The 22,138-nt window shown below is 71.7% G+C and carries 4 protein-coding genes; all 4 read left to right on the forward strand.

What is annotated here, in order from left to right:
• Positions 1–183: 183 nt before the first annotated feature.
• The 4 genes from CP982_RS32370 to CP982_RS32380 all read left to right on the forward strand — a co-directional run bounded on the left by CP982_RS32370 (position 184) and on the right by CP982_RS32380 (position 22,138).
• Complete coding sequence (locus CP982_RS32370; RefSeq protein WP_150513690.1) at positions 184–17,685, forward strand: non-ribosomal peptide synthetase; 17,502 nt, start codon at positions 184–186, stop codon at positions 17,683–17,685.
• 161 nt (positions 17,686–17,846) lie between these two features.
• Entirely contained in the window at positions 17,847–19,076 is a 1,230-nt protein-coding gene (locus CP982_RS32375) for a cytochrome P450 (RefSeq protein ID WP_150513691.1), read from the forward strand.
• Positions 19,077–19,913: 837 nt separating this feature from the next.
• Entirely contained in the window at positions 19,914–20,063 is a 150-nt protein-coding gene (locus CP982_RS41915; RefSeq protein ID WP_170316526.1) for a hypothetical protein, read from the forward strand.
• 128 nt (positions 20,064–20,191) lie between these two features.
• Positions 20,192–22,138, forward strand: coding sequence for a B12-binding domain-containing radical SAM protein (locus CP982_RS32380; RefSeq protein ID WP_170316527.1), 1,947 nt, complete (start codon positions 20,192–20,194; stop codon positions 22,136–22,138).

Genomic DNA, 22,138 nt, shown 5'->3' on the forward strand with positions numbered 1-22,138 from the left:
GTGCCCGCCCGCCGCCCGCCCGATGCGTATTGCGCGGCAGGCACGAAAGGGCTCGTAGGACCGGCTCGCCCATTCGAGATTGATGACATCCACGGACGTCGAGTTCGCGCGCCATCGGCGCCCGTATTTGCGTATGCAATTGGCTCGTCTGTGCAGGAAGACCCACCGAGGAGTAAACGCGAAATGATCCCTCTGTCCTTTGCGCAGCGCCGGCTGTGGTTCATCGACCGGCTCGAGGGCCCGTCGGCCACATACAACGTTCCGTTCGTGCTGCAGCTGGACGGAGCGCTGGACGTGGACGCCCTGCGCCTGGCGCTGCGCGACGTCGTGACCCGGCACGAGAGCCTGCGCACGCTGTTCGTCGAGGACGACGAGGGCAGGCCCGTGCAGCAGATCGAGCCTGCCGACGACCTCCTGACGGACCTGCCCGTCCTCGACGTGACGCCCGAAGGCCTCGACGCCGCGACGGCCGAGGCCGCGTCCTACCGTTTCGACCTCTCCCACGAGATACCGGTGCGGGCACGGCTGCTGCGCACCGCCCCCGACGCGCACGTCCTGGTCCTCGTCGTGCACCACGCCGCCGCCGACGGCGAGTCGATCGCGCCGCTGAGCCGCGACCTGGCCACCGCCTACACCGCCCGGGTGCGGTCCGAGGCGCCCCAGTGGGAGGAACTGCCGGTCCAGTACAAGGACTACACGCTGTGGCAGCGTGAGTACCTCGGTGACGGCGACACCCCCGGCACCGTGCTGCACACCCAGCTCGACTACTGGCGCCGCGAGCTCGACGGCGCGCCGCAGCAGCTGCGCCTGCCCACGGACCGCCCGCGGCCCTCGAAGGCCAGCCACGAGGGCGACGTCGTCGTCTTCACGGTCGACGCCGACCTCGCGGCCGCCGTCGACGCGGTGGGCAACCAGCGCGGTCTGACGCGCGCGATGATGATGCAGTCGACCCTCGCCATGCTGCTGCACCACCTCGGCGCCGGTGAGGACGTCTCCATCGGCTCGACCGTCGCGGGCCGCACCGACAGTGCGCTCAACGACCTGGTCGGCTTCTTCGTCAACACCTGGGTGCTGCGCACCGACCTGTCGGGCAACCCCACCTTCGAGCAGGTGCTCGACCGCGTCCAGGACAAGGCGCTCGGCGCCTACGAGAACCAGGACGTGCCCTTCGAGCGGCTCGTCGAGGCGCTGAACCCGGAGCGCTCCACCGCCTACCACCCCTTCTTCCAGGTGATGTTCAGCTGGCAGAGCACCGCTCTGGTCGAGCTGGAGCTGCCCGGTCTGACCGTCGCGCTCAAGGCCGTCGCCAACGAGACGTCGAAGTTCGACCTGGAGTTCAACTTCGCCTCCGACGAGCAGGGCCGCGTGCACTGCACCCTGGAGTACGCCACCGACCTCTTCGACCGGGCCACCGTCGAGGCGATGGGCGACCGCTTCCTGCGCATCCTGCGCGCGCTCGCGGCCGACCCCACCACCCGCGTCGGCTCGGTGGACGTGCTGTCCGCCACCGAGCAGCACGTCCTCGCCGGGCGCAACGAGACCGCAGAGCCGACCCCCGAGGGGACCGTCGCCCAGCTCTTCGAGCGGCGCGCCGCGCTGACCCCGGACGCGATCGCGGTCACCACCGACACCCAGGACCTGACGTACCGGGAGCTCGACGAGCGGGCCAACCGCCTGGCGCACGAGCTGATCCGCCGCGGCGCGGGCCCGGAGACGCTCATCGGCCTCGCGGTGCCGCGCACCGCGGACCTGGTGACCTCCCTGCTCGGCATCCTCAAGTCCGGCGCGGCCTATGTGCCGATCGACCCGCGCTACCCCAGCGCCCGTCTCGGCCACATCCTCTCCGAGGCCCGCCCGCAGTTCATCCTGACCGACTCCGACACCGAGTCGGTGCTGCCCGACCACGAGGCCCCCCGGCTCCGGCTCGACGAGCTCGACCTGGAGAGCGGCGCGGCGGACACCCCCGCGGCCGGTCTGCGCCCGCACAACACCGCCTTCGTGATGTACACCTCCGGTTCCACCGGCAGGCCCAAGGGCGTGGCGGTCACCCACATCGGCGTGGTCAACGGCGTCACGCGTCTCGCCGCCGTGGTCGGCATCGAGCCCGGCTCGCGGACCCTCGCCGGCACCTCCGTGAACTTCGACGTCTCGGTCTTCGAGATCATCACCACCCTGTCCGTCGGCGGCACCGTCGAGGTGGTCCGCGACGCCCTGGTCGTCGCCGAGCGCGGCGGCTGGAACGGCAGCGTCATCAGCTCGGTCCCGTCGGTCTTCGCCGAACTCCTGGACCAGGTGGGCGGGAAGATCCAGGCCGACGCGGTCGTCTTCGGCGGCGAGGCCCTGTCCGCCTCCCTCGTGGAGCGGGCCAGGGAAGCGATCCCGGGCGTGCGCGTCATCAACCCCTACGGCCAGACCGAGTCGTTCTACGCGACCGCCTTCCAGGCCGAGGAGGGCTGGACCGGCACGGCGGGCGCGCCCATCGGCGTCCCCCTTGGCAACATGCGCACCTACGTCCTGGGCGCGGGCCTGAAGCCGGTGCCGCCGGGCGTCGTGGGCGAGCTGTACGTGGCGGGCGAGGTGGCGCGCGGCTACTTCGGCCAGGCCGGGCTCACCGCCGAGCGCTTCGTCGCCGACCCCTACGGTCCGGTCGGCCACCGCATGTACCGCACCGGCGACCTCGCGCGCTGGAACGCGAGCGGCCAGCTGGAGTACGCGGGCCGTGACGACGCCCAGGTCAAGGTGCGCGGCTTCCGCATCGAGCCCGGCGAGGTGGAGGCGGCCCTCACCGCCCACCCCGGCGTGGCGAAGGCCGCCGTGGTGACGCGCCAGCACCAGGGCAGCACCCAGCTCGTCGGCTACGTGGTCGCCACCCAGCTCTGGGAGTCCGGCGACGTGGCGAACGTGGGCGACGTCGACGTCGACCTGACGGCCGCCGTCTCCTCGCGCGAGCTGCGCAGGTTCGTCTCCGACCGGCTGCCGGAGTTCATGGTGCCGTCGGTGTTCGTGATGCTCGACCGGCTGCCCCTGGACCCCAACGGCAAGCTGGACCGCAGGGCCCTGCCGGAGCCGGAGTTCACCGGCAGCGACTACCGGGCGCCGCGCAACGCGGTGGAGGAGGTCCTCGCCGGGGTCTACGCCGACGTGCTCGGCCTGGAGCGGGTCGGCATCGACGACGACTTCTTCGCCGTCGGCGGTGACAGCATCCGCTCCATCCAGGTGGTGGCGCGGGCCCGCACCCGGGGCGTGGAGGTCACGCCGCGGCAGATCTTCGAGTCGCGCACCGTCGCCGAGCTGGCCGAGACGGCCGCCAGCGGCGTCGAGGCCGGTCCGGTCCTGGAGGAGCTGGACGGCGGTGGCACCGGCTTCGTGCCGCACCTGCCGGTCGGCCACTGGCTGGACGAACTCGGCACCGGCGTCGACCGGTTCACCATGTCGATGACCGTCGACCTGCCCGTCGGCATGGACGAGACCGCCCTCGTCGCAACGCTCTCCGCGGTCCTCGACCACCACGACGCCCTGCGCTCGCGCCTGGTCACGGGCGCGACGCCCGGCCTCGAGGTGTCCGCACCCGGCACCGTCGACGTCGCATCCCTCGTGCACCGGGTCGCCTGCGACGGCACCTGGGCGAAGGGCTGGCACGAGCAGGCCGCCGCCGAACTCGACGCCGCCGCGAACCTGCTGGCCGCCGAGGCCGGGGTCATGGCGCGCTTCGTGTGGTTCGACGCGGGCACCGAGCAGCCCGGCCGCCTCATCCTCGTCCTGCACCACCTCGTCGTCGACGGCGTGTCCTGGAGCATCCTGCTGCCCGACCTGGCGGCCGCCTGGCAGGACGTCCGCGAGGGCCGCACCCCGGACCTCGCCCCGGTGGGCACCTCCGCCCGGCGCTGGGCGCACGCCCTGGCCGACGAGGCCGCGTCCACCGAGCGCGGCGCCGAGCTGGCGCTCTGGCGCTCCATCGTCTCCGGGCCCGACCCGGTCCTCGGCAGCCGTCCGCTCGACCCGGCCGTCGACACCATCGCGACCATCGAGTACGTCCACCAGGACCTGTCCGCCGAGGCCACGGACGCGCTCCTCACGAGCCTCCCCGCGGCCTACCGCGGCGGCGTCAACGACGGTCTGCTCGCGGCGCTCGCGCTCGCGGTGGCCAAGTGGCGCAAGCAGCGCGGCATCGACGACTCCGCCGCGTCGTCCCTGCTCGTGCGCATGGAGGGCCACGGCCGCGAGGAGGCCGCCGCGCCCGGCGCCGACCTCTCCCGCACGGTGGGCTGGTTCACCAGCATGTACCCCGTACGCCTGGACGTCGCGGGCGTCGACGTGGACGAGGCGCTCGCCGGCGGCACCGCCGCGGGCACCGCCGTCAAGGCGGTCAAGGAGCAGCTCCTCGCCGTCCCGGACAAGGGCATCGGCTACGGCCTGCTGCGCTACCTCAACCCGGAGACCGCCGAGGTCCTCAAGCGGTACGCCACCGGCCAGATCTCCTTCAACTACCTCGGCCACTACGCGGGTTCGGCGAACATGCCGGAGAACCTGCGGGGCCTGGGCTTCACCCAGGTCGAGGGCACCACCGAGCTGGTGGCGGAGCTCGACGCCGCCATGCCCGCCCTCGCCGCGCTCAACGTCACCGCGTACGTCGCCGACAGCGAGCAGGGGCCGCGTCTGACCGCCCGGCTCGACTACCCCTCCGGCCTCTTCACGCAGGCCGAGGTCGCCGACCTCGCCGCGCTGTGGCGCACCGCGCTCGAAGGCCTCGCGCGCCACGCCGCGCAGCCGACCGCCGGCGGCCTCACCCCGTCCGACGTGCCGCTGGTCGAGGTGGGCCAGGGCGACCTGGACACCTGGCAGGAGACGTACGCGGGCCTGGCCGACGTGCTGCCGCTGACCGCGATGCAGAGCGGTCTGCTGTTCCACACCGAGCTGGCCGGCGCGTCCTTCGACACCTACCAGATGCAGTTCGACTTCCACCTGTCCGGCGCGGTCGAGCCGGAGCGGATGCGGGCGGCCGGACAGGCTCTCCTGGACCGCTTCCCCAACCTGCGCGCCGCGTTCACCACCGACAGCGCCGGTGACCGCGTCCAGATCATCCAGAGCCACGTGGAACTGCCCTGGCACGAGGAGGACCTGAGCGCCTTCGAGGGCGAGGAGCGCGCGGAGCGGCTCAAGCAGTTCCTGGCCGCCGAGCACGGCACCCGCTTCGCCGTGGCCACGGCGCCGCTGCTGCGGATGTCCCTCGTCAAGCTGTCCGCCGACGCGTGGGAGCTGGTCTTCACCGCCCACCACGCCCTGTTCGACGGCTGGTCCATCCCGCTGCTCATGCAGGACCTGATGCGGCTGTACGGCTCGGCGGGCGACGCCTCCGAGCTGGGCAGGCCCGGCAACTACCGGGACTTCCTCACGTGGCTCTCCCGCCAGGACAAGGAGGCCACCGCCCAGGCCTGGGCGAAGGAGCTGGACGGGGTCGACGAGCCCACGCTGCTGCTGCCCGTCGGCTCCGACGAGCCGGGCGAGTCCTCGGGCGCCGGCCAGATCGACGTGCCGCTCACGGCGGAGCAGTCCCGTGCGCTCTCGCGCCGCGCCAGCGAGCTGGGCGTGACCCTCAACACCGTGGTCCAGGGCGCCTGGGCGATGCTCCTCGCGGGACTGACGGGCCGTCAGGACGTGGTGTTCGGCGCCACGGTCTCCGGCCGTCCGCCGCAGGTCGCGGGCGTCGACGAGATGGTGGGCCTGTTCATCAACACCCTTCCGGTGCGGGTGGACTGCGCCCCCGGCGCGACGCTCGGCAGCGTCCTGAGCACGCTGCAGGACCGCCAGGGCGCGCTCCTCGACCACCACCACCACAGCCTCCTCGACCTGCACCAGAGCACCGGTCTGCGGGCGCTGTTCGACACGATGGTGGTCTTCGAGTCGTACCCGATCGACAGTGCCGCGCTCAGCGAGGCGTACTCCGCCGCCGGGATCTCCGTGACCGGGATCAGCCCGCTCAGCGGCACCCACTACCCGCTGACGGTCATCGCCGTCGCCGAGCCGCACCTGAAGGTGACCCTCCAGCACCAGCACCACCTCCTCGACACCGAGCGCGCGCGGGACATCTCCGTGCGCCTGGGCCGGGTCCTCGCCCAGCTCGCGGAGGACCCGCGGGCCCCGTTCGGCTCCATCGACCTCCTTGAGCCCGCCGAGCGCGAGCAGCTGGTCGTCGCGGTCAACGACACGGCCGCCGAGACGCCCGAGCTGACCATCCCCGGCCTGTTCGAGCGGCAGGTCGCCGCGGTGCCGGAGAAGGTCGCGGTGACCTACGGCGACGTGGCGTACACCTACGCCGAGCTCGACGCCCGCGCGAACCGCCTCGCCCAGGAGCTGGCCGGCCGCGGCGTCGGCCCGGAGACCGTGGTGGGCCTCGCCCTGCCGCGCTCCGCCGACCTGGTCACCGGCATGCTCGGCATCCTCAAGGCGGGCGGCGCGTATCTGCCGATCGACCCGAAGTACCCGAGCACGCGCCTGGACCACATCCTGTCCACCGCGCGCCCGCAGCTCGTCCTCACCGACGCCGACACCGTCGGGGTGCTGCCGGAGACGGACGTCCCGTCCCTGTTCCTCGGCGACCTCGACCTCGAAGGCACCGCGGACGGCGAGCGGGCCGAGGTGCGTCCGCACAACGCCGCGTACGTGATGTACACCTCCGGCTCCACCGGCACCCCCAAGGGCGTCGTGGTCAGCCACGCGAACGTGGTCAACGGCGTCCTGCGGCTCGCCGACCGGGTCGGCGTCACCGCGGACACCCGGATGCTCGCCAACACGTCGGTCAACTTCGACGTCTCGGTCTTCGAGGTCGTCACCACGCTCGCCCAGGGCGGCACCATCGAGGTGGTCCGCGACGCCCTGGTCCTGGCCGAGCGCCAGGAAGTGACGGCGAGCGTGATCCACACCGTGCCGTCCGTCTTCGCCGAGCTGGGCGAGCGCCTGCCCGCCATGACCGGCCTGGAGACGGTCGTCTTCGCCGGTGAGGCGCTGCCCGCGACGCTCGTGCACCGCATCCGCGAGTCCCTGCCCGACGTCCGGGTCGTCAACGCCTACGGCCAGACCGAGTCCTTCTACGCCTCCGCGTTCGCCATCCCGGCGGGCGCCGAATGGCAGGCCGCCGACAACACCCCCATCGGCACGCCGCTGGGCAACATGCGCACCTACATCCTCGGTGCGGGCCTCGCGCCCCTGCCGCCGGGCGTCGTGGGCGAGCTGTACGTCGCGGGCAACATCGCCCGCGGCTACTTCGGACAGGCCGAGCTGACCGCCGAGCGGTTCGTCGCCGACCCGTACGGCCCGGCCGGCGCGCGCATGTACCGCACCGGTGACCTGGCCCGCTGGAACGCCGACGGGCAGATCGAGTACGTCGGCCGCGAGGACGACCAGATCAAGATCCGCGGCGTGCGCGTCGAGCCCGCCGAGATCGAGGCCGCCCTGGCCACGCACCCGGCCGTCGGCCAGGCCGTCGTGGTCCCGCACGAGGGCGCGGGCGACAAGCAGCTCGTCGCCTACGTGGTCCCGGACCTGGACGGCACCGAGTACATCGAGGAGTCCGCCAAGCAGGTCGACGAGTGGGAGCAGATCTACGACGAGGTCTACTCCGCCACCGGCACCGAGTGGGGCGAGGACTTCACCGGCTGGAACTCCAGCTACACCGGTGAGGAGATCCCGCTCGACGAGATGCGCGACTGGCGCGACGCGGCGGTGGCGCAGATCCTGCGCACGGGCCCGCGCCGCATCCTCGAACTGGGCGTCGGCTCCGGCCTTCTGATGGGCCATCTGCTGAACGACGAGAGCATCGAGGAGTACTGGGCGACCGACCTGTCCTCGCAGGTCATCGGCCGACTCACCCAGGAGGTCGAGCAGGCCGGGTTCGCCGACAAGGTCACCCTGCGCCACCAGACCGCCGACGACACCACCGATCTGCCCCGGGGGCACTTCGACACCGTCGTCCTGAACTCGGTGATCCAGTACTTCCCGCACGCCGCCTACCTGGACGACGTCCTCGCCAAGGCGCTCGACCTGCTCGCGCCCGGCGGCCGCATCGTGGTCGGTGACGTCCGCAACGCGGGCACGCTGCACCTGATGCGCACCGGCGTGCAGCGCACCCAGTACCCGAACGAGGCACCGGCGGCGGCCCACGCGGCCATCGCCCGCTCCATCCTCACCGAGCCCGAACTGGTCCTGGACCCCGAGTGGTTCCACCAGTTCGGCGAGAAGCACGGCGCGGCCGCGGTGGACATCCGCCTCAAGCCGGGCCAGGCCCACAACGAGCTGACGCGGCACCGCTACGAGATCTTCGTGCACAAGGACCCGGTGGACGCGGTCGACGTCAGCGACGCGCCCGCCGTGGACTGGGGCCGTCAGGTCGGCGACCTCGCCGCCCTGGAGGAGCTGGTCCGCGCCCAGGACGGTCCGGCGCTTCGCGTCACCGGCATCCTCAACGCCCGGATGATCGAGGAGGCCGACTGGGCCGCCGAGGTCAAGATCGTCGATGCGCCCCCCGCGGCCGAGTCCGCCGTGGACCCGGAGGCCCTGCACGAGTGGGCCGCCGCGCACGGCTGGAGCGTCCTGATGACCTGGTCGTCGGCGGCCGGCGAGAGCTTCGACGCGATCGTCCTGACCGACGCCGACGCCACCTCGCGGCCGGTGCGGGGCGGCTTCGTCCCGTCGCGCCGCGCCGACCTGTACCTGTCCAGCGACCCGGCCGCGGCCACTCAGATCGGTGTCCTGGTCGGTTCGCTGCGCGGCTACCTCCAGGAGCGGCTGCCCGCCCACCTGGTGCCCGCGTCGGTGGTGGCCATCGCCTCGGTGCCGCTGGCCGCCAACGGCAAGCTGGACCGCAGGGCGCTGCCCGCCCCCGAGCTGTCGGGGCAGGCCGGCGGCAGGCCCCCGCGCACCCTCCAGGAAGAGCTGCTCTGCGACCTGTTCGCCGAGGTCCTCGACCTGGAGCGGGTCAGCGTCGACGACAACTTCTTCGACCTGGGCGGCCACTCGCTGCTCGCCACCAAGCTCATCAGCCGCATCCGCGCCACCCTCGGCGCCGAGGTCGAGCTGCGCACCTTCTTCTCCCACCCCACGGTGGCGGGGATCGTGCCGCACCTGGACGGCAGCGTCCGCACCCAGGCGCCCCTGGTCCGCGTGGCCGAGCGGCCCGAGCACCTGCCGCTCTCCTTCGCCCAGCAGCGCCTGTGGTTCGTCGACCAGTTCGAGGGTCCGTCGGCGACGTACAACATGCCGATCGTGCTCCGTCTCAGCGGTGAGCTCGACATCCCGTCCCTGGAGACGGCGCTCAACGATGTCGTGGCCCGCCACGAGACCCTGCGCACGGTCTTCCCCGCGGTCAACGGCAAGCCCGAGCAGCAGATCCACTCCGTCGAGGACGCGCGGGTCACCCTGGCCGTGCGCGACTTCGACAGCGAGGACGAGGTGGCCGCGGCCCTCACCGAGGCCGCCCGGTACGCCTTCGCCCTGGAGAGCGAACTGCCCCTGCGCGCCCAGCTGTTCCGCAGTGGCCCGCAGGAGTCCGTCCTGTCCCTGGTGGTCCACCACATCGCGGCCGACGGCTGGTCCTACGCCCCGCTGGCCCAGGACCTGGCCGCCGCCTACACCGCGCGCGTCGGCGGCGCCGCCCCCGAGTGGACCGAGCTTCCGGTCCAGTACGCCGACTACACCCTGTGGCAGCACGAGCTGCTCGGCGACGAGAGCGACCCGGACAGCCTGTTCAACAAGCAGTACGCCTACTGGGCGGAGCAGCTCGCCGGGCTGCCGGAGAAGGTCACCATCCCGACCGACCGGCCGCGTCCCGCCGTGCTCAAGGGCACCGGTGACCTGCTGCGCTTCACCCTGGACGCCGAGCTGCACCAGGGCATCGCGGACCTCGCCAAGGCCACCGGCACGACGCCCTTCATGGTGCTGCAGAGCACCATGGCGGCCCTGCTGACCCGCCTCGGCGCGGGCACCGACATCTCCGTCGGCAGTGGCATCGCCGGGCGCACCGACGAGAACCTGAAGGACCTGGTCGGTCTCTTCGTGAACCTGCTCGTGCTGCGCACGGACACCTCCGGCGACCCCACCTTCGCCGAACTTCTGGCCCAGGTGCGCAAGACCAGCCTGTCCGCGTACTCGCACCAGGACATCCCCTTCGAGTCCCTGGTGGAGAAGCTCAACCCCGAGCGCCAGCCGTCCGTCCACCCGCTGTTCCAGATCGCCCTGGCGCTCCAGAACAACGAGGCGGCCCAGTTCGAGCTGCCCGGACTGCGCGTGCAGGCCGACGGTTCCGGCACCGGAACCGCCCGCTACGACCTGCTGCTCAGCCTGGACGAGACCTTCGAGGACCGGACCAGGCCCGCGGGCATCTCGGTCGCCGCCGAGTACTCCGACGAGCTGTTCGACGCCTCGACGATCGAGACGCTGCTCACGCGCTGGCAGCGGCTGCTGACCACCGCGGTCACCAACCCCTCGCACCGCATCAGCTACGCGGACCTGCTCACCCCCGAGGAGCGGCGTCAGCTGCTCGCGGCGGAGCAGGAGCAGGGCGAGCGGGTGGCCGCCCCGGCGACCTTCCCGGAGCTGTTCGCGGCCCGGCTGCAGGCCGCGCCGGACGCCCTGGCGGTGGAGTCGGCCGACGTGACGTGGTCGTACGCGGAGCTGGACGCGCGGGCGAACCGCATCGCGCACTGGCTGATCGCCCGCGGCATCGGTCTGGAGCAGCAGGTGGCCGTGGCCATGCCGCGCTCGGCGGAGCAGGTCGCGGTGGCCCTGGGCATCCTGAAGGCGGGCGCCGCCTACATGCCCGTCGACCTGGACTACCCGGCCGACCGCATCACGTACATGGTCGACGACGCCGCCCCGGCCGCCCTCCTGGTGACGCGGGCCGCGGTTGAGGACCTGCCCGAGGGCCTGGCCACCGAGGTCGTGGCCGTGGACGCCGAGGAGGTCCAGGCGGCCTGGCAGACGGCCCCGGACAGCACGCCCGCCACCGGTCTGACCCTGGACCACCCGGCGTACGTCATCTACACCTCGGGCTCCACGGGCCGCCCCAAGGGCGTCACCGTGCCGCACAGGGGCATCGCCGCGCTCAGCCACTCCACCCAGGAGCGGCTCGCCATCACCGCGGACGCCCGCATCCTGCAGGTCGCCGCGCCCAGCTTCGACGCCGCGTTCTGGGAGCTGGTGCAGTCCCTGACCACCGGCGCGGCGCTGATCGTGCCGACCGAGCGGCGCCTGGTCGGCGACGACCTGGTGCGCACCCTCACCCAGCGCCGCGTCACGCACGTGATGCTGCCGCCGAGCGTGCTCGCCGCGCTGCCCGCGGACACCCCGCGGACCCTGACCGAGCTGCGGACGGTGACCGTCGGCGGCGAGGCCTGCCCGCCCGGTCTGGCCTCGGCCTGGTCGCAGGGGCGTCGCTTCGTCAACGCCTACGGCCCCACCGAGACCACGGTCTGCGGTTCCATCTCCACCCCGCTGACCAGCGACCACACCCCCATCGGCACCGCCGTGGCCGACAACCGGGTGCGCGTGCTCGACGAGCAGCTGGCGCCGGTGCCCACGGGCACCCCCGGCGAGCTGTACGTGGCCGGTCCCAGCCTGGCCCGCGGCTACCTGGGCCGCCCGGCGCTGACCGCCGAGCGCTTCGTCACCGACCCCTACGGTCCCGCGGGTTCGCGGATGTACCGCACGGGCGACGTGGTGCGCCGGGGCGCCGACGGCCAGCTGGAGTACCTGGGCCGCAGCGACGACCAGGTCAAGCTCCGCGGCCTGCGCATCGAGCCCGGTGAGATCGAGGCGGCCCTGGCCGAGCACCACAACGTGGCCCAGGTCGTCGTCCTCGTCCGCGAGGTACGCGGCAGCAAGCAGCTGGTCGGCTACGTCGTACCGGTCGGCGCCCGCGAGTCCTCGGACGACTTCGACATCACCGCGGGTGTCTCCGCCAAGGAGCTGCGCCGCTTCGCGGCGGGCCGCCTGCCGGAGTTCATGGTGCCGTCGTCCTTCGTCCTGCTCGACGAGCTGCCGCTGACCCCCAACGGCAAGCTCGACAAGGCCGCGCTGCCCGAGCCCGAGGTGCCCGGCGGTGCCTACCAGGCGCCGCGCACGCCCGAGGAGCAGGCCCTTGCCGCCGCCTACGCGGAGGTCCTCGGCCTGGAGCGGGTCGGCATCGACGACGACTTCTTCGCCGTCGGCGGTGACTCCATCCGCTCCATCCAGGTCGTCTCCAAGGCCCGGGTCCACGGCATCGAGATCACGCCGCGGCAGGTCTTCGAGTGCCGTACGGTGGCCGCCCTCGCCGTGGCAGCCGCGACCGGCGGACCGGCCGTACCGGTCCGCGAGGAGCTGGAGGGCGGTGGCATCGGCCACATGCCGCTCCTGCCGATCGCCCGCTACATCACCGAACTGGGCGGCGGCTACGACCGGTTCGTGATGTCCATGGCGCTGAACCTGCCGCGCGGCATCGACGAGAGCGGTCTGATCGCCACCCTGTCCGCGGTCGTCGACCACCACGACATGCTCCGCGCCCGCCTCGTCACCACGGACGAGACCGCCCTTGAGGTGGCCGAGCCCGGCACCGTCGACGTGGCCTCGCTGATCCGCCGCACGCCCAGCACGGGCGACTGGCAGGACGAGGCCTGGCGGGACGAGGCGAAGGCCGCGCTCGACGCCGCCGTACGGGAGCTCAACCCCGCGGCCGGCGACATGGCCCGCTTCGTGTGGTTCGACGCCGGTCCCGAGACCGCGGGCCGCCTGATCGTCGTACTGCACCACCTGGTGGTCGACGGCGTGTCCTGGCGGATCCTCGTCCCGGACTTCGCCGAGGCGTGGGAGCAGGTCCGCGAGGGCCGCACCCCCGAGCTCGCCCCGGTGCCCACCTCGATGCGCCACTGGGCCCACGCCCTCACCGAGGAGGCCGCCTCGCCCGGGCGGACGGCCGAACTCGCGCTGTGGCAGAACATCGTGGAGGGCCCGGACCCGCTGCTCGGCTCCCGGCCGATCGACCCGGCGGTGGACACGCGCGGCACCATGGAGTCCGTGGAGCTGCGGCTGGGCACCGAGGCCACCGAGGCGCTCCTGACGGCGCTGCCCGCGGCCTTCCACGGCGGGCCCAACGACGGTCTGCTCACCGCCCTCGCCCTGGCCCTGACGCAGTGGCGCAAGAAGCGCGGCGTGGACGAGTCCTCGCTGCTCCTGCGCCTGGAGGGGCACGGCCGCGAGGAGGCGGCGGCGCCGGGTGTGGACCTGTCGCGCACGGTCGGCTGGTTCACCACCATGTTCCCCGTCCGCCTGAACGTCGAGGGCTTCGACATCGACGAGGCCGTCGCGGGCGGACGCTCCGCGGGCCACGCCATCAAGGCCGTCAAGGAGCAGCTCAACGCGATCCCGGACAAGGGCATCGGCTACGGCCTGCTGCGCTATCTCAACCCGGAGACCGCCGAGGTCCTCGAAGCGCGCCAGGCGGGTCAGGTCACCTTCAACTACCTGGGCCGGTTCGCCGACGGCGACCAGCCGGGCGGCGGCGGTGGCTGGGCCATCGCCTCCGACATGGAGGGCATCGCGGCCGAGCTGGACGCGGACATGCCCGCCCTGTCGACGGCGGAGATCAACTCCTACGTGGTGGACACCGCGCAGGGCCCGCAGTTCAGCGCCTCCGTCAGCTACCCCGCCGGGCTGCTCGCCCGCGAGGAGGCGCAGGAGATCGCCGACCTGTGGCAGAACGCCCTCGAAGGCGTCGCCCGGCACGCCCGCACGCCGGACGCGGGCGGTCTGACGCCCTCGGACGTCTCCCTGGTGCGGGTGCGCCAGCGCGACCTCGAGCAGTGGGAGGAGCAGTACCCGGGCGTCCAGGACGTGTGGCCGATGACGGACGCGCAGTCCGGTCTGCTCTTCCAGAGCCAGCTCGCCGACACCTCCTTCGACGCCTACCACGTGCAGTTCGCGATGCACCTGTCCGGCGCGGTGGACCCGGAGCGGATGCGCGCCGCCGGTCAGACCCTGCTCGACCGGTACGCCAACTTCCGCACCGCCTTCGTCTCCAGCGCCTCCGGGCAGCAGGTCCAGCTGGTCCTCGACCACGTCGACCTGCCCTGGCAGGTCGTGGACCTGCGGGACCTCGGTGAGCAGGCGCAGGAGGAGGCCTTCGAGAAGCTCCTCGCCGAGGACCAGACGGCGCACTTCGACCCGGCGGTCCCGCCGATGATGCGCATGACCCTGGTGCTGCGGAGCGACGAGCTCTCGGAGCTGGTGTTCACCGTCAACCACGTGCTGTTCGACGGCTGGTCCTTCCCGCTGATGCTCCAGGACCTCATCCGCGCCTACGCGGCGCACGGGGACATCTCAGCGCTTCCGCGGGTGCGGCCCTACCGCGACTTCCTGGCCTGGCTCGGCAAGCAGGACCAGGAGGCGGCCTACGAGGCCTGGGCGCGGGAGCTGGACGGAGTCGAGGAGCCGACGCTGCTCGCCCCCGCCGCGGCCACCACGGCCGTCCCCGACGGCCAGGACGCCACGGAACACGTGGACCTGCCGCTGTCCGCCGGGCTCGGCCAGGAACTCCAGCGCCGCGCCGGTGAGTTGGGCATCACGCTCAACATGCTGCTCCAGGGCGCGTGGGGCGTGGTCCTCGGCCACCTGACCGGGCGTCAGGACGTCGTCTTCGGTACGACGGTCTCCGGCCGTCCGCCGCAGGTGCCGGGCGTGGACGAGATGGTGGGTCTGTTCATCAACGCCCTTCCGGTGCGCGTGGAGTTCACGCCCCGGGACAGCCTCGCGGACCTGCTGACCGGGCTCCGTGAGCGCCAGGCGGTCCTCATGGACCACCAGAACCTCGGCCTCACCGAGATCCACAAGGCCGCGGCCGTGGGCACGCTGTTCGACAGCATGATCATCTTCGAGTCGTTCCCGATCGACCGGGACGGGATGTCCGAGGCGCACGGCGAGGCCGGCGTCGCGATCACGGGCATGCGCATCCACAGCAGCACCCACTACCCGATCACCCTCGGCTCCGACCCGAACCTGAGCATGGCGGTCATCGAGTACCGCAAGGACCTGTTCGAGCGCGCCGAGATCGAGCGGATCGCCGCCCGCCTCGGCAAGGTCCTCGACCGGCTCGCCGCGGACCCGCACGCCCCGCTGGCGCAGCTCGACCTCGTGGACGAGGCCGAACAGGACGTGGTCCTGCGCCAGTTCAACGACACCGCCGCGGAGGTCCCCGAGAAGACGGCCATCCGTCTGATCGAGGAGCAGGTCGCCCGCACCCCGCAGGCCACCGCGGTCGTGCACGAGGACCAGCGGCTCACCTACGAGGAGCTGAACACGCGGGCCAACCGGCTCGCGCGGCACCTCACCGGGCGGGGCATCGGCCCGGACACCCAGGTGGCCGTGGTCCTGCCGCGCACCCCGGAGCTCGTGGTGGCGATCCTGGCGGTCCTCAAGTCCGGCGCCGCCTACGTCCCGATCGACCCCGGCTACCCGGGCACCCGCCTGCGGCACATCCTCGACACGGCCGGGCCGCGACTGATCGTCACCGACACCACGGTGGCCGACGTCCTGCCCGAGGGGGTGGACACCGAGCTGCTGCTGCTCGACGAGACGGACGTGTCGGCGTACGCCGACACCGATGTGTCCGACGGCGAGCGGACCGGTGCGCTGCTCCCCGACCACCTGCTGTACCAGATCTACACCTCCGGCTCGACGGGCCTGCCCAAGGGCGTGGGCCTGACCCACGCCAACATGGTCAACGCCCTGCACGGCATGGTGGACGAGGTCGGTCTCGGGTCGGGTCTGCGGATGCTGGCGAGCACCTCGATCGGCTTCGACGTGGCCAGCTTCGAGCTGCTGTTCACCCTCACCAACGGTGGCAGCGTCGAACTGGTCCGGGACGTCCTGGCGCTCGCCGAGCGCGACAGCTGGGACCTGGACGTCGTCAGCTCGGTGCCCTCGGCCTTCGCGGAACTCGTCGACCAGCTCGGCGAGCGCGTCACGCCCAAGGCGCTGCTCTTCGGCGGCGAGGCGCTCACCCCGGCCCTGGTGGACCGCATCCGCGCCCAGTGGCCGGACGTGCGGATCGTCAACTGCTACGGGCCGAGCGAGGCGTTCTACGTCACCTCGCACGTCCTGGACAAGGACGCCTCGTACGCCGCGGGGGTGCCCATCGGGCGCCCGCTGAACAACCTGCGCGGCTACGTCCTGACGCCGTCCCTGACCCCGGTCGCCCAGGGTGCCGTCGGCGAGCTCTACCTCGCGGGCGCCGGTGTCGGCCGCGGCTACCACGAGCGCACGGCACAGACCGCCGAGCGCTACCTGGCCGACCCGTTCGGCCCGGCGGGCGGGCGCATGTACCGCACCGGTGACCTCGCCCGCTGGAGTGCGGACGGGCACTTGGAGTACCTCGGCCGTGCCGACTCCCAGGTGAAGATCCGCGGCTTCCGCATCGAGCCCGGCGAGGTCGAGGCGGCGGTGGCGGCGCACCCGCGGGTCGCCCAGGCCGCGGTGGTCGCTCGCGCCACCGGGGGCAGCAAGCAGCTGGTCGCCTACGCGGTGCCCGAGGCCGGCGCGGAGCTCGAAGGCGCGGAACTGCGCTCCTTCGTGGCCGAGCGGCTGCCCGAGTACATGGTGCCCGCGGCGTTCGTCGCCCTGGAGCGCCTGCCGCTGTCGCCGAACGGCAAGCTCGACCACCGGGCGCTCCCGGCGCCCGACCTCACGGGGACGGCGGCCTACCGGTCGCCGCGCACGCCCCAAGAGGAGGTCCTGGCCGGCCTGTTCGCGCAGGTCCTCGGGGTGGAGAAGGTCGGCATCGACGACAACTTCTTCGACCTCGGCGGGCACTCCCTGCGCGCCACGCGCCTGGTGAGCCGGATCGCGGCCGTCCTCATGATCGAGGTGCCGATGCGGACGGTGTTCCAGGCGCCCACGGTCGCCCAGCTGGCCGCGCGCCTCACGGCGGGCGGCGAGGGCGCCGAGGCCGAGAGCACCGACCCTTACGGGGTCGTCCTGCCGCTGAAGAGCGGCGGCACCGGCACCCCCGTGTGGTTCATCCACCCCGGTATGGGCCTCTCCTGGTCGTACCTGGGCATGGCCATGCAGCTCGGTGACCGGCCGGTGTATGGCATCCAGGCCCGCGGCTTCGACGGCTCGCCGATCCCGGAGAGCTTCGAGGCGATGGTCCTGGACTACGTGGAGCAGATCCTGGCCGTCCAGGAAGAGGGGCCGTACCACTTCGTCGGCCACTCGATGGGCGGTACCCTGTCCCACGCCGTCGCCGCCGAACTCCAGCGCCGTGGCCACGAGGTGCCCTTCATCGCGCTCCTCGACGCCGCGCCGACGAGTGCCTTCGTCTCGGGTGACGTGGTGCTCGACCGGTCCGTGGGCCGGGAGTTCCTCGCCGGTTACCTCCCGGGCGAGGAGGAGGACGCCGAGCGCCAGACGCTCATCGAGAACGGCGCCCTGATCATGTCCGAACACGTACGGATCGCACGGGAGTTCACCCAGCCCGTGTACCGCGGCACGGCGCTGTACTTCAACGCGACGCTGAGCCCGGAGGCCCAGGCCTCGTTCTGGGACCCGTACGTCGAAGGGGATGTGCGCGTCAGCGACATCCACGCCACGCACTTCGGCCTGACCGCACCCAAGGTCGCGGCCGAGATCTGCACCGTCATCAACCGCCACCTCGCGGGCTGACGGAGCAGCACGTGGTGCCGGGCCCGGCCTACGCGGCCGGGCCCGGCACCACCCCTGTGTCCCCCTCACCAGCCGGGTGAGGGGGACCGGCATCACCTCTGTCCCCCCTCGCCGGCCAGGTGAGGGGCCCATGCGGCCATCAAGAGAAGAGAGACACCAGCGTGTCGGAGCAGATCATCACCCTGAGCAACAAGACCGTGAGCGACCCAGCGGAGTACGGGCCGCTGCGTGACCACGGTCCCCTCTTCCGGGCGGCCATCGAGGGCCTTGAGTCCCCGGTCTGGTTCGTCGCCGGCTTCGACGACTGCAAGGAGATCCTGCACGACTCCCGTTTCATCCGTGACCAGTCGAAGCTGCCCGGGGCGGAGGGCCCGAGCCTGACGGACGAGATGCTCGAGCAGGTCGGCATGCCGCGGGAGTACTTCAAGTACTTCGGTCTCCTCGGTCTGTCCGACGGCGAGGAGCACACCCGGATGCGCAACGTGGTCGCGCGCGCCTTCACGGCCCGCCGCGTCAACGCGCTGCGCGCGGGCCTGGAGAAGAGCGCCGCGGACACCTACGCGGCCCTGGCCGCGAAGGGGGAGGGCGACCTGATCGGGGAGCTCGGCTACCCGTTCACGGCCGCCGCCATCTGTGAGCTCATGGGTGTGGACGAGGCCGACCGGCCGAAGCTCATGGGCTGGATCATGGAGTACGTCTCGTACGACACCGAGCGTCTCGTCGCGGCCATCGGCAACATCATCGACTACTACAAGGACCTCATCGCGCGCCGCCGCGCCGAGCCCACCGACGACCTCATCTCCGAGCTGACGAAGCCGGGCGGTCCCGACCAGGACCTGCTGACCGACGACGTCATCATCGCGATCTTCCTGCTGCTCACCAGCACGGGCATCGCGCCGCCCGCGCACTTCCTCGGCCAGGCGATACTCGCCCTGCTCCAGCACCCCGAGGAGCTGGCGAAGCTGCGCGCCGAGCCGAAGCTGCTCGCCCGCAGGACCGTGCCGGAGCTGATCCGCTTCGCCACGTCCGTGCCGACCGGTGGACCGCTGTACGCGGCCGAGGACTTCGAGTTCCGCGGCTGCCCGGTGAAGACTGGGGACGCCGTCATCCCGTCTCTGCTGGGCGTCAACCACGACCCGCGGCAGTTCTCCGACGCGCTCAAGCTGGACGTCGCCCGTGACATGGGCCCCGGCGTCGGCCACCTCTCCTTCGGCAGCGGCTCGCACTACTGCACCGGTGCGGCGCTCGCGCAGCTGGAGACGGAGATCGTCATCAACACGTTCCTGATCCAGAACCAGACCATGGAACTCGCGGTCAAGCCCGAGGAACTCCAGTACTTCGACGTCCCTGGCAAGGGCACTGCGCTCGGCGCCCTGCCGGTCCGCTTCTGAATCCCTACTTACGTCCCCCAGCACCACCCGTACAGAGGCCGTCCGGCCCAACCCCCGAGGGGCCCGGGCGGCCTCACCCTTTTCACCGCGCGATGTCAAGGGCCGAGGGGATGCCGCGGAGGGAAGGCCTCCAACTACCGCAACGGTGCCGGTTATTGCATGAAATGCCTCTCCCTCATCCCGAAGGGCCGTATGGAAACCGTACACGTTGGCGGTAGATGCCGACACCACGAACTGTGGGGTGGTATGTTGAACGGCTGAAACAGACCCCTATCCGGCCTGGACGGAACCAGGCCCGAGCGCCACCCGTGACAAGGCGCCCGCGCCCGCCCCACCGGCCACGTCGTGGCGGGGGCCAGGAGCGTCCCGAACTGACCTCGGCTGTCGGCGCGTTCGTACACATCGAAGGGATTTAGGCCGAAACTGTTCGACCTCGTGCAGGGTGTGCAACGTCAGGAGCCGGACGCAAGGGATCGTCGGCGTCACGGCAGCTGGACAGCTGCGAGGGCCGCCACGGACGGTATCCGGACAGGGGATCGACGGATCGGCGTGGAGTTCGCTCTTCTCCACCGAGAGGCCAAGGGCCACATTCACCTGAACAGCCACTCGTCTCCGCTCCGCCGGGCCGACCGCTGGCCCAGCGACGGGCGTGTCCCGGCAGGCCGAAGGCGGGACCGGATCCGGTTCCGGCGTCCGTTATCAACCATGGTCGCCAGTCGAATGACCGTGTCTCGATAGTGACCTTGACCATGATGAAACGTCACAGCGAGCCTGTTCGAGGGCCGAATCCCCAGAAACGCACTCCAGTTTCATGTGCCACTTGCGTATGGAGGTTCCATGGACATCCAGTTGAGCACCGAGGCCAGCAGCGACCTGGGCGAGCTAGAGGTACTCGAGATGGACGAACTGCAAGTCAGCGGTTCGTCCACGGCCTACAACTACATCGCCAGGAATGCGGACCGTTCCTCGGACGCACCGGCGGGCTGACCCGCGGGCTGACGACGCATCGCCGAATGAGGGGCTCACAAGATCTTCCGCCGCTTGTGGGCCCCTTCGGTGAATTCCAGGACTTCGCGCACCCGGCCGGCTCCACCGTCCGGACCAGGACGGATGGCATGGATCTGCTGCTGCTCTTTCCGCCGCTGACGGAGGCGACTCTCTTTCCGTATCTGAGCCTTCCCTATCTCGCCGGTCACGTCCGCCGGTCCGGCTACAGCGCCCACCAGGTCGATCTGAGCATCGAATTGGTCCATCGGCTTCTGGACGGCCCGACGCTCGCCCACGAGGCCCGGGCCCTGGACGACGCGCAGGATCTGCCCACCTGGTACCGGGCGGCGGTGGCCGACGCCTCCCTGCGGCACCTGGGCGAGATGCGCGACTTCGTCCTGACGAAGAACCCGGCGCCCCGCCTCGGTCCCGTACGAGCGGTGCGACTGGCCCGCCAGGCCGCCCGACTGACGCTGCGCGCATCGCCGCTGTCCCGCGTGTGGGACGACTACGACTCGCTCGACAAGGCGGTGCTCCGGCTGTCCCGGTCGCCGATCGGTTCCCTCGACGTCGCGACCCGGAATCTGCACGGCCTGCTGACGGAGGCTCTCGACGCGTCCGCGCCGCGGGCGGTCGGCATATCCGTCGCCTTCTTCAGTCAGTTGGCACCGGCTCTGCTCATCGCCCAGTGGATCCGGCGGCGCCACCCCGGCATTCCCGTCTGCCTCGGCGGACAGCAAGTCATGCTGCGGCACGACGAATTGGCCGCGCTGACCTCCGTACGTACGGCGGTGGACGCGCTCTGCGTCACGGCGGGCGAAGAGCCCCTGGAGCGCTGGCTGGCCCACCTCGCCGGAAACGCGCCGCTCTCCGACGTGCCGGGGATGAGATGGCTGAGCCCCGAAGGCGTGAAAGGCCCCGGCCGGCTGCCCACGCTGCGCTTCAAGGACGTAGGCGCACCTGATTACGACGGATTGAAGGTGCACTCCTATCTCAATGACACCGTCGTCCTCTCCATGGTGTCCTGTGTGGGCTGCTACTGGGGGCGCTGCGTCTTCTGTTCCTACGGCAACCGGTCGCTCGAACGCGGGGCCTATCAGCAGGCCTCACCGGCGCAACTCGCGGACACCGTAGGCCGGATCGTGGAGAGCACCGGAATCGACTTCGTCACCGTCGTCGACGAGAACACCAACCTGCGCCTGCTCGCCCGGGCTATGCGCCTGGTGCGCGAGAGCGGCCTCCGTGTCCGTTTCAACACGCGCAACCGACTGGAACCGATCCTGCTCGACCCGGCCTTCTGCGAGGAACTGGCCGCACTCGGCTGCGAGGGAATGGCCGTCGGCTACGAAGGCGTCTCACAGCGGCTGCTCGACAAGCTGGACAAGGGCGTCCGTGCCGAGGACTTCCAGACCGTCCTCGACAACCTCGCGGCAGCGGGCATCCAGGTCAACCTCTCGGTCATGGGCGGCCTCCTGGACGAGACCGATGAGGAGGCCGAGGAGTCGCTCCGCTTCCTCGAACGCAACCGCGACAAATTCGCCGTCGACGCGTTCGAACTCATGGTGGCGGAGCCGGGAACCCTCCTGGTGGCCGATCCGCAGCGCTTCGGCGTGGTCCTCGACCGCTCGGACGCGTTCGCCGACAACCGCGAACTCAACTACCTGGGCGGCAGGGTGGGCAGGCGGCACACCGTCGTCGGCGGACCCGGGCGCCCCGACACGCTGAAGCGGCTGAAGCACGGCATGCGCCGGATCTCGGCGGCCGCGGCCGGACCCGTCGCGACCGTGGCGCGGCCCCCGGCGCGGCACAGCGCGCTGCGCCCGCACCCGTGGATCCGGTGCGCTCCGGAGAGGCTCTCCCCGCCCGGCCCGGACGGCGGCTCCTTCCTGCTGGCCGATCCGGTACGGGAACAGGTGTATGCACTGCCGAAGAACCACGTGACCCGAAGCGCCGCGCCCGACGGGCCCTTGACCGCGACCAGTGAGCGGGGCCGGTCCCTGCTCGGCAGGCTCGCCGCCGCGGATGCCGGTCTCATGTGCGACGCACCGCCACCGGCCGTCCGTCCGTCACGCTGA

The sequence above is a fragment of the Streptomyces spectabilis genome (genome assembly GCF_008704795.1).
GTDB lineage: Bacteria > Actinomycetota > Actinomycetes > Streptomycetales > Streptomycetaceae > Streptomyces > Streptomyces spectabilis.